The sequence below is a fragment of the Amygdalobacter indicium genome, assembly GCF_029101545.1.
GTDB classification, from domain to species: domain Bacteria; phylum Bacillota; class Clostridia; order Saccharofermentanales; family Fastidiosipilaceae; genus Amygdalobacter; species Amygdalobacter indicium.
Genome location: NZ_CP118866.1, coordinates 702,588 through 716,645, shown reverse-complemented (window position 1 = coordinate 716,645; position 14,058 = coordinate 702,588). Strand labels below are relative to the sequence as shown.

Annotated in this window: 6 protein-coding genes and 1 pseudogene; 1 reads left to right on the top strand and 6 read right to left on the bottom strand. The window is 41.7% G+C overall.

Annotation, left to right across the window (positions count from 1 at the left end):
• Window positions 1–172: 172 nt before the first annotated feature.
• Window positions 173–940: an RsmE family RNA methyltransferase gene (locus PYS60_RS02965; protein WP_315570711.1), complete on the bottom strand. Its 768-nt coding sequence runs from the start codon at window positions 938–940 to the stop codon at window positions 173–175.
• The gene (locus PYS60_RS02960) at window positions 940–1,512 is read right to left on the bottom strand and encodes a hypothetical protein (protein WP_315570709.1); all 573 of its coding nucleotides are present in this window, start codon (window positions 1,510–1,512) and stop codon (window positions 940–942) included. The genes PYS60_RS02965 and PYS60_RS02960 overlap by 1 nt, the downstream gene beginning before the upstream one ends.
• 244 nt (window positions 1,513–1,756) lie before the next feature.
• Here PYS60_RS02960 and PYS60_RS06600 point away from each other — a divergent pair.
• Window positions 1,757–1,882 (top strand): annotated as a pseudogene (locus PYS60_RS06600) (hypothetical protein); the annotation flags it as partial.
• Window positions 1,883–1,917: 35 nt separating this feature from the next.
• Here the strand turns inward: PYS60_RS06600 and brxL are convergent.
• The 4 genes from brxL to brxC are packed head-to-tail and all read right to left on the bottom strand — an operon-like array spanning window position 1,918 to window position 14,047.
• Window positions 1,918–4,035: a protease Lon-related BREX system protein BrxL gene (gene brxL, locus PYS60_RS02955; protein ID WP_315570707.1), complete on the bottom strand. Its 2,118-nt coding sequence runs from the start codon at window positions 4,033–4,035 to the stop codon at window positions 1,918–1,920.
• 25 nt (window positions 4,036–4,060) lie between these two features.
• Window positions 4,061–6,583 (bottom strand): BREX-1 system phosphatase PglZ type A, encoded by a 2,523-nt coding sequence (pglZ, locus tag PYS60_RS02950; RefSeq protein ID WP_315570705.1) that lies wholly within the window; start codon window positions 6,581–6,583, stop codon window positions 4,061–4,063.
• Between the two features lie 21 nt (window positions 6,584–6,604).
• On the bottom strand, window positions 6,605–10,369 hold the full coding sequence (gene pglX, locus PYS60_RS02945; RefSeq protein WP_315570703.1) for a BREX-1 system adenine-specific DNA-methyltransferase PglX: 3,765 nt from the start codon (window positions 10,367–10,369) through the stop codon (window positions 6,605–6,607).
• Between the two features lie 27 nt (window positions 10,370–10,396).
• Window positions 10,397–14,047 (bottom strand): BREX system P-loop protein BrxC, encoded by a 3,651-nt coding sequence (gene brxC / locus PYS60_RS02940; RefSeq protein WP_315570701.1) that lies wholly within the window; start codon window positions 14,045–14,047, stop codon window positions 10,397–10,399.
• Window positions 14,048–14,058 lie beyond the last annotated feature (11 nt).

Here is a 14,058-nt window from a genome sequence, read left to right as displayed (position 1 = left end):
GAGTCTCACGCTCTGTTCCAACAAGTTAAATCATAAAAATTCTTGTAAGAACCTCTTCACTGAGCTTGAGGTGAGATTTAATCTACTTTTCTCAACTATAATAAGCAATTAACGCCCTGTTGTCAAGGATAAATAAGTCTAAAATCAGAAATTTCACAATTATTGTTCGCTGTTATTGTTCGCTGTCCAACATGATATAAGAAAGTAAAGCCAAGCCGGCTGTTTCCGTTCTTAAAATTCTGGCGCCTAAATTCACTATATCGGCATTGTTGGCTGTAAAATAAGCAATTTCTGCGGGCGTAAATCCCCCTTCCGGGCCTACAACTACGGCAATCTGCTTGCGTTTCGGCGCTGTTAAAATCGATTTCTTGACAGTTTGCCAATATTTGGCCAGGCTTTGAGTCAAATCACTCTTTTCATAGGCTATCAGGCAATAATCAAATTGATATTTTTGAAATAGTTCTCGGCCGGCAATGCTTTTTTCAACTTTTACAAGTTGGCTGCGATGCGCCTGTTTGCAAGCGGCTAAGGCTATTTCATTGCGTCTTATTGTAATTTTTTCCGCTTTCTCCGCCTTATCTCTGGTAATGCTGCGTTCGCATTGCAAAGGCAAGATTTTGCTGACCCCCAATTCACAGGCTTTAGTGATAATGAATTCCAGCTTGTCACTTTTGGGCAAGCCCTGTACGAGGATTAGTTCAAAAGGTAATTCCGCTTTTTGTTCCTGCAAGGTCAATTGCTCTACTACAACGTGCGTCGGGCGAATTTCGCTGATAAAGCCCTGATAGTTATGGCCGAGACAGGCAACTGATATCTCTTCTCCTATTTCGGCGCGTAAAACGTTAATCAGATGATGTGCCTGTTTTTCGACAATCGTGGTCATAAAAGCGTCGGGAAATTTGGCACTTTTCTCTAAACGGTCAACAAAAAAATGATGCATCAGTGTTTTCTCTTACTTTCTGTTGCTTGAACGTTTTTATGCAGTTCGTCGCTGATTAATTGTTTGAGGGCAGCATAATTGTAACCTGTTTCCGCTTCCGCTTGCGCCAATTCTTCAACTTCGGCCCTATCTTGTTCCGCCAGCTGAGCTTCCTGTTCGGAAACGTCGGCCAATTCATCGGTTAAAGTGTAATCAAGCCCCCAGTTGTGATGGACCATTTGTCCTTCGCCGCAGCAACCGGCGGAGGCTCTTTGCCACGCTGCCAAAATTTCTTCTTCGCTTAAGTTTTTCGTTTCTTCGCACAGTTGTTTGGCCCGGGCCATTGCTTGTTTATCGGCCTCTGTAATGGGTAAGTCGGCGGCAGCACTGTTCGTATCTTGCTGTTCGTCGATGTAAGTTTCGCCGTCCCACTCGGTCAAGTTTTGGCTTTTGCCTTCACCGTAGCAGCATTGGCAGGCGTTTTCCCAGCTGTGCAGCAAGTCCTGTGATTTTACTTTTTCTCCCTGTTTGACGGCCGCTTTTACTGCCGCCATGATTGCCAAATCTTCGGCGCTAATTTCGTTGTCCACCATATTTTCCTCTTTCTGTCGTCTTTATTATAGCAAATATAAATTCTGAATAATAAGGGGGCGGAGCGTGAATTGGTGGGAGGAGGTTCCGGCGGGTGTGAATCTGTTAGCTACAGCTTTATTCCATACTAAAGCACAAGAGATGGACATTATTCATTGCTTTAACCATGTTAGAAAACCGATATATAACGGAAAGATTGAGCGATTTAACAGGACATTATAGGAAGCATTATTAAATGCCGCTCAACGAAAAATAGACGATTATTTAGCATTTTACAACAACGAACGACCGCATTTTGCTCTCAAATTTTCTACCCCTTCGAGTGTGTGCCGGAATACCTTAAACGGATTTCTTAAATCCAGAATGTATTGAACTAATATCGTAATACATCACTAACGCTCACCTCCTTACTCTACACCTAGAGCCTTAAACACTGCGTCCTCGGCGCTGCTATAGAAAATCAAATTAAAACTTCCAATTAGGTCTGCCGGTACGGTACCAAGTTCTGCTGCTGATGTGATAGGTAAGAGCACTCTCTTTGCTCCACTGTCCAAACATACCTGCAGAGAATTTGACAGCTCGTCCACCTTCATCATAGTTCCACTGATGCTGATTTCGCCAAGTACGGCAAGACTGCTGAGTGTTGGCTTTCCAAGTGCAATCGAGCACAGCGCAATCAGTGTAGGAAGGGCCAGCTTTCCTGTCATGCCGATGCCCTGCAAATCCTGATAGTTAATAATATAATCTTTTGTTGTGGTACTGATAGCTCCACTGATGCGATTCCCGTTTGCCTTCAAAAAATTAAAAGCTGTATTAGTGGATTCCTTGGAATCACGGTCACTACCAATACCTGTTCTTTCGAACTTTCCATTACCCGGAAGCATCTGGCTTTCCAAGAGAAATACGCCAAGCATGCCACTCTTTCCCTGAGATACAGTGTAAACTTGTCCCGGATTGCACATTCCTTCCGGGATGAGCTTTCCGCCACCTTGCTCAGGTACGGAAACATAGTGCTCCTCAAAGGTCTCATTATCTATATAGGAGAAGTTTACATCGTAGAATTCCATACCGCCCAGCTTCTTGAGCTGCTCTTTTACACGGCGGCGCATCTCCAACGAAATCTGGAGAACTTCTTCTACTTCTTCTTTTGTAAAATTGCCATCTGGATACAGAAGCTTCAAATATCCATCTGCCATTCTACGCACAGCGATGGTATCTCTCTGATTGAGGTTCTTGCCAAGGCGGAAATAATGGTCAATGGCATCACCATACTGTTCCTTTCGAAGCTCGCGAATGAACTCTGCAAGATAGTCGCTGATGAATCCATAGTCGTTTGTAAAATGCTCCGGACGGAACTTCGGAATTTCCCATCCCGGCAGATAACAATGCATACGGTCAAGGAACGCCGTGTCTGTCCCCATTTCCGGAGGAAACGGGTCAAACAGACTTGATGTCTTCAGAAGTACATCTACGCTCTGATTGATATTACCAACGAATACCATAGAAGCGGATGCAGCCTTTTCTTCCTTGCCTCTTGCAAAGGAACCGGATGCCATGTAGTCTTTCATAATCTGCACGCCATCTTTATCCTTGAAACGAATGCCAGCAACTTCATCAAAAGCTACGCAATCCCATAAACCAACCAGACCAACAGTCTTACGACCCATGTTATAAAAAAGGTTTGCTACCGTAGTCTGACCTCCGGACACAAGGATACTGTTCGGAGAAATCTCCTTATAAAGATGAGATTTACCGGTGCTTCGAGGTCCCAACTCACAAAGGTTGAAGTTGTTCTCCACCAGCGGAATCATACGAGTCAAAAGAAGCCACTTCTCACGATAGGTCAATTCATCCGGCTCCATACCAATGGAGCGCAGCATAACATCCATCCACTCTTCCTTGGTAAATGCCTGGCGTCCCTGTTTCAAGTCCTCAATATCGATATGAGGCATCTGAATTGGAGTCAGCTTACGAATGCTGATTGGAGAGATATCCTTCTGCTTTTTCTGTTTGGACTGGAGTTTGTTTCCTTCTGCATCTATGATTCCGAAATTATTATCACCTTCGGTCTCATAATCAAGCTGAACGATACACCAGATACCGCCGCAAAGAAGCCGGTCATACTTCTCCGGGTATTCATCCGTGATAGGGATATTAGATAATCCCAGATTGGAAAACTCCGCAAAAAAGCTGTCCTTCTTAATATCCAATCGTACCGTTACCATATCAATGATTGTGTGACTGCCTCTGCTTCTGAGGCGAGACAATACTTTCTGCGCTTCATCCGGTCTTACAAAGTTATCGGCAAGGATACGCTTTACATTCTGCACACCCTGCTCGATAACCTCATCATCGTCTGAACTGCAATATTGGCCCAACAGAAACTCAAGAACATAAACCGGTACATTTGCACCCTCCTTGATTTTCTTTGTCAGATCTTTACGGACAATTTTACCGTCAAAGTTCCGACGCAATTTTTCTTTAATTACAACACGTATATCACTATTCTCCATAAAATCCGGCATTAGTCGCACCTCCATTCAACTGTATTTAGAACCCAAACCCAAAATCATCTGTAAATGGCAAATCCATAATGATTGGATGGCGAAAGCTTTCTAATCTGGCATTTTCATCATAAACAACAAGGTAATACTGCTTGTCCGGGTCATACTTCTTATCCTTAAACTGGAACTTCATTCTAAAGATTCTCTTCTGTGCATTTGGCTCTCTGCTATCTGCAATATAGCTATTTTCATTTGAAATCTTCTCATTATCCTCGGATATAAAGAAAATCTTATATGTTGTAGCTTTAACTGTATCGCTGACAGGTTCTGACTGAATGAAATCCATCGTTGTAATTTTGTTTGTAATCTTCTGAACTGTGCTGACAAGAGCAATTTCTGCATTCTTTGTCTCCCTGTGTCCACGCTCCATCTTCACTTCCAATACAGGCACAAGCATTTCCTGCGGGGAAGAGCCACCGTGTACGAAGTTTTGTCCACCACCTGCAACCTTGAATACATTACTGCTGATTGGGAAGGATACCACCTTTTCATCCTGATTGCGAAGCACTGTTCCCATGCTCATGTGTGCGATGCCGTCCTCTTGAATAGCTTCCGGTGCAACAATGAATCTACGGTTTACGAACGCTTTTTTAACGTTTACGCCACCAATCTTATCACTCTCAGTAAGCTTATCTCTCTTATAAATAAATCCATGATCAGCTGTTACAATAAAGTGATATGTATTAGCGTTGGCAGAGATACGGCGAATCAGATCAATGATTTCTGCTACTGCTTCTTTACAAGCAACAAATACTTCATCCTCTGTATTTGCCTTATCACCTCTTGCATCAATCTGATTATGATAAACATAGATTGCCTGTTTGCCGGTAAAGATGTCTCGAAGCTCTGTTTTCTTCAGTCCCTTAATGTCATCAAACTGCACACAGATACTATTCGGTGAATATTTCTGCAGAACAGTCTGTCGTCCTGCCAAATTATCACAAAGAACGTCGTCAACCAGTACCTGATAGTCATCCGTCATCGTAATCTGATTATGTGGCAATAACGCAGCCATTCCAAGTCTTGTATAGGATGGAAGCACGCTGAGCTGTGTTTCAAGTTTAGCTGTACACTTAGGGTCATCAGACAATGCCCGGAATAATTCCTGCCCTACTTCGTAACGCATTGCATCAGAGATAATGACAACCGTGCGTTCCTTCACATTACAAATGTTGCGGGTGTAGAAAGCAATCTGTGCCGGCAGTTTTGTAAGCGAATTTTCTTCCTGCAATCCTGCATTCCACTTTGGAATCAGCTTATCCAGATATTCATTGGTATAGATGTTCTCAACAAGGTCACGAAGTTCTTCAAATGCCGTAGTATCTTCTAACTGATCGAACTCATAGTAGAAATCACGGTACGCCTGATCAATCTTGTAGTCTTCCGCACGATACTGAGCAATGATATCTGCAAATCCATCTGGACAACTATAAGTTCCGGTTGCAACAAGATGATACGCACTGTTAAGTAACCTGTATTTACGTCCTGTTTTTCCGCCAAAGTGCATCTTCTCCCGTTTTACAGCAATCTCCGGAATAGTCAGATCATCTAACTTTGCACCAGTATCTTCCGCTAACAAACGATCTACAATCCACTTCACCAAAATCTGATCGATACACAGGAATGTATCACAATTCAGTAATTCTTCCGGAAGATAATCCTTGAATACACTCATTGCATCCAGTCTAGATGCAACCAAGTAAGAAAGTTCATCATACTTCTCTCTGTACAATACGTTGTTCATCAGATTATCCATGAACGCAACAATGTTACCGGATTTATACGATACAAATGGTTTCCATTTCTTCGGCAGTTCTGACGGTATATACTTCGATGTATATGTCACAAATAATGTATAGACAAATCGCTCCAAAGTTGGCTTCACATCCGTATAGCCAAAGTGTTGTTCACATAGTTTCCAAAAGATATCCAGTAAATCATACTTCTGAATCTCGGCAAGGAACTTATTATCCTGAAGTTCACCATCTGTAAGAATCAGTCGAATGACTTCCTCAAATGAACAGGTTCTTGTCTTACAAATGCTGCTGAGAAGCCCAATGAGGATATTCTCCTCATTGAAGTTCTCGATTTCCAAGTCATAGAATCTCTGTGTGCGTTCTTTATTAGCAAAAAACTTAATATGCTTCTCGATGATTGGCTTATACTTCTCGTCGATACCCAGATCTACTGACAGTAAGGCCGCACGATCTGCAAAGAATCTCTTGGAATACAGCATCGTATCTTCCAGATGGTTATCCTTTACATCCGGTTTTGGAAAAGGAGCATAGATCAAGTAGTTGTTCTTCCGATCCTTTCGCTCCAGAAAATATTTTGTATAGAACTGGTTATCCGGCTGTAAAAAGTACACCTTCGCATTTGCCAGCTCTACGCTATGCATATCTTCTTCAAATTCGCCCTTATCGTCATACCAGAAAACCAACTTTCTTGTGTCACCGGCAAACTCTGCATTCAGACGGTCTATAATTTGTTTTAGGTTTAATTCAGCCATCAACCTCACCTCTGTAATGTCTTACTTTTCCTTCGCCATGATATTTTTCGAATCTGCGAGCACCTCATAGAACTTGCCATCACTTGCTGTCTGGACTTTTCTGTAGTTATTCTTCACGCCATCATCCAAGTCAAGTTCAATACGGCTCAATGCTAAGTGTCCGATCTTCTCATCATATTCACGACATTCTTTTAACTGCTTCTGCAGCTTTTCTTTTCGCTTCGTAGCTGCTGCCACTTCACGAGGATTTGTACTATGGTCAATCGTATCCTGCATACGGTTGATTTCACTATCATAAATACGCTGCATCTTATGGAGATAATCTACACGTAAGTTACCGATAGTATCCGGTGTATAGCGATGCATGTAAATGAGTGCCTTAAAGCCGTTCTTTGTGCCGCTGTCAAACAGCCAATAAATCGGGCGCTTCTGATAAATCTTGCAATGGTCGGAGTAGAAGTCGCTCAGGAAGTAATTCCGAATCACATCCTTCGGCTGACCCTTGCCGCCAAGAGCATCAGCAATAAACTTCAGATTTTCCTCCAGCGTATCTGCGCCGTAAACCGTTTTCACGAACTCCACGAACCGACCGACAATATCATCGTCGAAATAATCATCATCACAGATCGGAATAATGTTGTCGGTATCCGGTGCAAAAGAAGCCGGAATCCACTTACCGTCTTTCCGGACCCCATCATACTCCCACAAGGTACAACCTGCCCAACCGCCGTGAATTAGCTTGCCATTTTCGTCAATTTCTTCGGTTGCTTTATTACCTAATTGGCGAATCCATCTGCAATATTTAGAATCATAGTTACCGCCTGCATAAGCAAGACCATCCACATCCAGAGAGTAACGACCGAACATACAACCTACTGCATAGGAAATAAATGAGACGACCTCGTCCTCTTTCGTGCGGATATACCTACTGCCCTTCATGCTCTCCGGCACATCCTCCTTGCTGTCGAATATCCGGTACACCGTAATATCCTTGTCCGCCACTTCCGGTGTCAGCTCATCCTGCAAACCGTAAATGTCAATGAAAATGCGGTTCAGTTCTTCCTCATTGGCTTTCAGCTGGTTAAATCGGTTATCACATTCAGCATGCCACTGGTTAAATGCCTCTGCAATGGTAGAAACATTGCGAAGCAGCGGGTGACGCTGGAAGTCCCATGAAGTTTCAAATGAATCCCAATCTATTTTACTAATTTGTACACACCTTTTGCTTCTTTCAATGATGTCCTCTATTCTTTCACGTATCAACGGAATCTGGATTATATCCCCCACCTTAAAATCAATTGTTGGAGAAATAAATGAAAGGTAATTTAAACCAGCCTTACTATTAATTAACGCCATCGCATAATACAATTCGTCCTCGGATGCTGCAAATCCCTTTGCACCTTTTGAATCAAAAAGGAATCCTGAATCTGCGTATCTAACAGAAATATTACTTGAGCTTAATGCAGACCATGTCACTCCTTTTCTAAATGCAAATCCACCATTATAGTTATGCGAACGAATTCTACCTGTTTTTACATCCTTGTTGTTTCTGATTAATTGTCCATCATTTTCCCAGTTAACAACATAATCATTATTACCATACCATTTACGATAATCACCACCTTTATTGTATGGGAACCATGTACACCCAATCTCCTTTGCATCCAATGTATCCGTACATCCAAATCCGATATTATCAATTGAAACTTCTGACCACAGTCTTAAGAAAGAATCATTATCCGCTGTTGCCATTCCTTCTCTTGTTGTTAGAATATCTCCTAACACTTCTTTCCCAAAGGTTCCAACAATACGTTTACTCACCCAATATGCCACCGGAGAGCCGGGGATTTTGGAGAAGTTGTCGGTAGTTACTTGTGCAAAACGATTTACCTTTATAGGAAACTCTTTAGGCACATCATCTACTATATCTTTATGTTTTATATAATTGTAAGTGCCTTTATACTGTGGTATGTGATTATTTCTAAATGCAGTAACTGCAGTACCAAAAGCTATCCCCATAACCATATTTTCCATATGCATTAAGTTTATTATCGTTTTATTCCTTAAACATTTTTCCCTAAGTTTTTCAAAACTTGATAGAAACATCCAGCTTTGCATAGTTACCATACAATTAATTCCATTACAAACGACCATTTGATTACCTCGGTCAATAAACACAGCAAACAAGTCACTCTTGCTGTCAGGATAATTCTTTTTCACATAATCCGACAACTTTGCACTCATACCTGATGCGCCCATATACGGCGGATTGGTGATTACAACATGATATTTTTGAGCCATGGCTTTAGCTACATTCACGATGGAACGCAACTTAAGCGCTTCATCCGTGTAAGTAGATATCACACTTTTATTCTGAATTTCATCAAACCGAGCATACAGTGCTTCCCAATCCTGCTGGCTAACAGTGATGATAGAACCATATTCCTTTGCATTATGCAATTCACTGATGATGGTGTCCATTGCTTCTTTTAGCTTAGCATCGCCATTGCAAAAATAGTCCACTACATCCGGATCTACGTGGTTACTTTCAACGATAGCAAACACATGCGGCTGCACCTTGCTGCGAAGGAATCTCTTGTCGTATTGGCAGGCTTTCATCATAACAGTAAAATAGCTAAGCTGTACCGCACGGTCATCAATGTCCAAGCCGTACAGATTGTTCTCCACAATGCTTGCCACCGCTTCACGGGTGGTATAGCCGTAAGATTCATAAATCTGCATCAGCACGTCAAACATATAAGCCAGAATATGGCCACTACCGGAGCAAGGGTCGATGCACAGAATATCTTCCGGTTTCAATGCTTTATATTCTTCACGAATGGTCGCAAGTTGCAACTGAACATCCAGCTCCTGCTCTGCTTCTTCCAGATAATACTTCCACTGAGATTTCAGTTCATCATTCGGATGACCTTCCACCCACAAACGGCCTAGGGAGTTCTCGACCATGTAACGAACAATCCAGTCCGGTGTGAAAAGCTGCGTGGCTGCAGGAATATTTTCCTTTGTAATTTTTATATTCTTTTTAAGAGCGGCAAATACGTCGTCTTTCTTTTCGCTGTTATAGTACTGATACAGCCAGCCGATAATCTCAACCTGTCCACCTTTTTCGACATTAAAGTCATCCTCGTCAATATCATGAACAAGCTTGTAGATAACACCTTCCTGATCAATAACAGAGAGATTCAGAAGCACTTCTGTATAATCCTTTGTCTTTTCAAATAATGCCGGCAAGAATTCATTTAATGCATTACACTGCTTGATGAAAAGCATACGGAAAAGCTCATCCAGCTGATTATCATTTTTAAGTTGCATGATAGTCTGCTCTTCGTCACCTGTGAAATCAAGTTCAGCATAAAACGGATTTGTGACAATATCCGGTTCCAGTTTTCCAGTATCCGAAGATAGGACACGCATGTGAGAAGGAAGATAATCATTCACTTCCATAAAACGAATCGCAATCAAACGGTTAAACCAGGTATAGGCTACCTCTTCGATGATGTACTCATAGGCGGTCTGATAGTCTGTGTCCTTTTCTTTTTGGCAAATTACTTCTACTAACTTTTTTCTCTGCTTTACAGCATCTCCACTGATGGAATATGGCTCAGCTGTTCCAATATCATAAAATTCAGTTGTACCTGTGGACTGAGGCAGGGCATTTTTGATGCCGTCAGCCGTAATTCCCATCAAGCCTGCACGGTAACGAATATCTGCAATGAGCTTGTTTCTAGCCCGGATCGCAAAGTTTTTGATAGATGACTTATTCATACCTTTGCTCTCTCCTTTGTCTCGCAATTAGAACTCAACATTAACAATCGTATCATCATCCAGTTGAGCTACAAGAGTCTTTCTCAGTTCTTCGATGTATTTATCTACATCCTGTGTATTTTCCAGTCTCCAAGAAGACGTACCTGTCACCTTCTTAATAGAAATATTCTTTGTCTTGTGGACTTTGTACTGTGCTTTTTGTTCAGCGACCTTATGAGCGACTTCCGTATCTGTCACATCAGCGCCTTGTTTCTTTGCTTCTTCTTCAATTCTACGGATTTCTTCTGCTTGCTTTTTTTCTGCAATCTGACGGTCCATTGTATCCATCTCATTCATAAGACGAATCTTGAGCGCCTCTGCTTTATCCGCAAAGCCTCTGAGAGAAGAAACATTTTTGCATCGCTCCGCACCTTGACGAATCTCTGCAAACTGATTCAAATAATGTTCTTTCTTCTGCGCTGCATATTCCTTTGTATTCAGAACTTCCAATACACGCTGTCTGGACTGATCGATGGAATCCAATACAGGTGCTTCTTCTACTTCCAGTACCTTTTCATAAGCGTTCCTAAACTGCTCACAAAGTTCCGGAAGTTGTGGAATATTCTTATAAGGCTTCTCCTGCTTTACAATCGCATACATCTTATCAACGACTGCTTCCAAGTCTGCATCTACGATATATGTCTTACTATCTTCGTAGATGGCAAGCATATCCAGAGCATCCTTAAAAATAGACTGCTGCCTTCCATTGAAGAATGCCTTCACCGGCTCATAATACTCTGCCAGATCAAAGAAGGATTCACGCATCTTTGATACAGAGCTAAAGAATTCTGATGCTACGGTGATCTGAACCACGGACTGCATCAGTGGTTTTCCATTATCCAGAACTTTCTTTCCCGGATAATCACACTGCTTATAATAGACTTCCAGCTTATCCATCGCATTTACCATATTGGACGCGTAACTCTGGAAATTCTTCATGATAGTATCCTCATCCTCTACAGATACAGTGGTATGGAATAGCTCTTTCATTACATCACGAACTGCCTTCTTATCTTTCTCGCTGACGCGAATACGCTCTTCCAGCAGGAGCTTCTCTGCAAAGGCCTTCTTTGTGATGTAACCTACGATCTCTTCATCAGATTTATTATTCAGATTTACGGATGCTCCATTTACCGTGAATTCCAAATCTCCACGCTTATACAGCCGAGCAACGAGCCAGTTGATATCATCTTCCACGAATCCATATGGAGCTTTCATGAAACGATCCTTTACGGACTTCATGGAAGTCTTCATGTGATTATGAGAATTCATAGTAATATATCCCTGTACATCATCTAATGCATGGGTATTAGCTTCAGTGCCGCCTTCCAGCTGCGATGACACCGGGTTTGTTGTACGAAGCATCTTGCGGATATCAGCCTCTCCCATCGGAGTATCGATATAAGAGAGTTTATTATAAACAGTTTTAACCAAACGTCCGATAGCTTCATTGATTCTGGATGTGACATCCTTTGCCGCAACACGAGCAACATCACCATTCACATAGATGGTTGCTTCTTTGAGTGCTTCTGTGAGATAGAGCTTAGCATTCGCATTACGCTCTCTCATCTCCACACGTTTTGCTTCTTTGATGGTTTTATATTTGGCAAGCTGAGTAGAGGTATTCTTACGAAGGAAGCGCTCAATCTTTAAGTACTCACGCATCTCCGTCAAGAATTCATCATCATTTGGAAGAACCACAAGTACTTCCTTACCCTGACCGGACAACATGCGAAGGGTCGCATCGTCCATTCCGCCATCATACCAAGGTGTCAGAATGCGAAGTCCGATATCAAAGTTCTGATTTGATTTATACGGACGATCATCTACAACCTGATTGAAGGAGAAGGAATATCTGCCGTTTAATTCCGGGTAACGATACTTCTTATCGGTCAAAATATCCTCAAAGATCATCTCAGCAATCTTTGTAATAACATCCGGCATCTCAACATTTTCTTTTTCGATTTCATTATTGATTTCCTGTTCTTCATCTGTTAGGAAAATATAGAGATTGCCATTTTTCTGTACCATCATCTGGCTCATCAGAACCTTAAGTGCTTCTTCGACTCGATCCTTCAATTCGATCCGATCATCATCAATATTCTTAATCATCAGACTGGTGATGTTATCGATATTGGATTCAATCGCAGAAACATATTTGATCATGAACAATGTCTTTAAAACATTGATCGCAAATATGTCTTCTTGCTTGTGTTCCGGATTAATGTAATTATTGTCATATGCCTTGCTTATAACACCCTTGTGACTGTGATCCAGGAAATTCTCCAAAGCATCATAGAAGCGATGGAATGGCACAATCACTCCCATTTCTCGGTCTTTCAGCTTCGCTGCGGACTCTTTGAAAAGTGCCAGCATAGAACGTTCGCCTTCGGATAGATGCTTACCGGATGCACCATGAGTACGAATCGATGTCAGAACACTTGCGAGCAAGTTAAACTGATATGGTACAAAAGGATATACTTCCGCAAAATCATTTTCGTTTGCATACAACTTCTTCTCTACACCATCATTGAATACAATCAGATTCTTGATAATCGTAGCCTTCTGCTCATAAAGAAGACGAAGAGCTTGTGCTGCTGTTTCTGTCTTATCCAAAATTCTCTTTTTGATTACCGCATCAACATTCGCAGATGACAAAGAGAGACGTGTATCAAACCGTCCCTGAATTTTAGAAAAGTCATTTCCCTTTACTTTTGTAATAGAATCAATATCCTGCTGAGATGTAACAATCACCCAAGCTTTACCCATGCATTCCTTACCGAGTTCTTCTGTAACAGTCTGCAGGTTCAGCATCAATTTGGAGTCATCTCCGATATACTGGCCGATTTCATCTACCAAGAAGACCACATGGTGATTCTTTCCTTTACTATCAATATAAGCCTTGACTCTCTTAGCAAAGTCTTCAATGCTGATGGTGTAAGGCTCTGTTGCCTTCTTACACCAGTTTTTCGCAGCATCTTCACTCATAAAGTCCATAGATACAAGAGTATCTACTACACTGTCCTGAATGAAGTCAAAATCCTGCCGATACGCTTCCCAAGAATCACCTTTTTTCTCTTCAAAAGCTTCTTTGAACTCATCAAATTTACCAGCTTCTGTCAATTTTCTTTCCAGGTCAGCAACATGAGGCATAGAGCCACAGAATCCCTGCATCTCATTGAATACTTTCAGAAATACATTGACGATGGCATCCTTATGCTTTCCATCTGACTCACTCTTCGAATCAATATTAAAAAGAACCACATTGGTCGGTGTCTCTGCCGCCAGTTTCATATCAGCTAGAACCATTTGATCAACAATCTTTTTATCCTTGATAAAGTAGTCGAGTGCTCTCTTATCCCCGACCTGCTTATTATCCAACAGATAAGATAAAATCTTTAGGAAATGAGATTTACCACTTCCAAAGAAACCGGAAATCCATACACCCATCTTAGGTGTGTTTTCGTTAATTCCTTTTTTGTATGCAGAGAAAAAATCAGCAAAATGCTTCTGCAGTTCTCTTGTGACCACATACTCTTCCAGCTCCTGTGCCACATTTGTTTCTTCACCCTGGCCAACAATGATGACTCCCTGAATCTCACGGTCAATCTTCTTGGCAAACATATCTTTGATTTGCATTTTACTTCCCC

What these genes read in the sequence shown, in the direction of transcription:
- PYS60_RS02965 (WP_315570711.1), bottom strand. Translation starts at nt 940, where the DNA reads ATGCATCATTTTTTTGTTGACCGTTTAGAGAAAAGTGCCAAATTTCCC.
- PYS60_RS02960 (WP_315570709.1), bottom strand. Translation starts at nt 1,512, where the DNA reads ATGGTGGACAACGAAATTAGCGCCGAAGATTTGGCAATCATGGCGGCA.
- brxL (WP_315570707.1), bottom strand. Translation starts at nt 4,035, where the DNA reads ATGCCGGATTTTATGGAGAATAGTGATATACGTGTTGTAATTAAAGAA.
- pglZ (WP_315570705.1), bottom strand. Translation starts at nt 6,583, where the DNA reads ATGGCTGAATTAAACCTAAAACAAATTATAGACCGTCTGAATGCAGAG.
- pglX (WP_315570703.1), bottom strand. Translation starts at nt 10,369, where the DNA reads ATGAATAAGTCATCTATCAAAAACTTTGCGATCCGGGCTAGAAACAAG.
- brxC (WP_315570701.1), bottom strand. Translation starts at nt 14,047, where the DNA reads ATGCAAATCAAAGATATGTTTGCCAAGAAGATTGACCGTGAGATTCAG.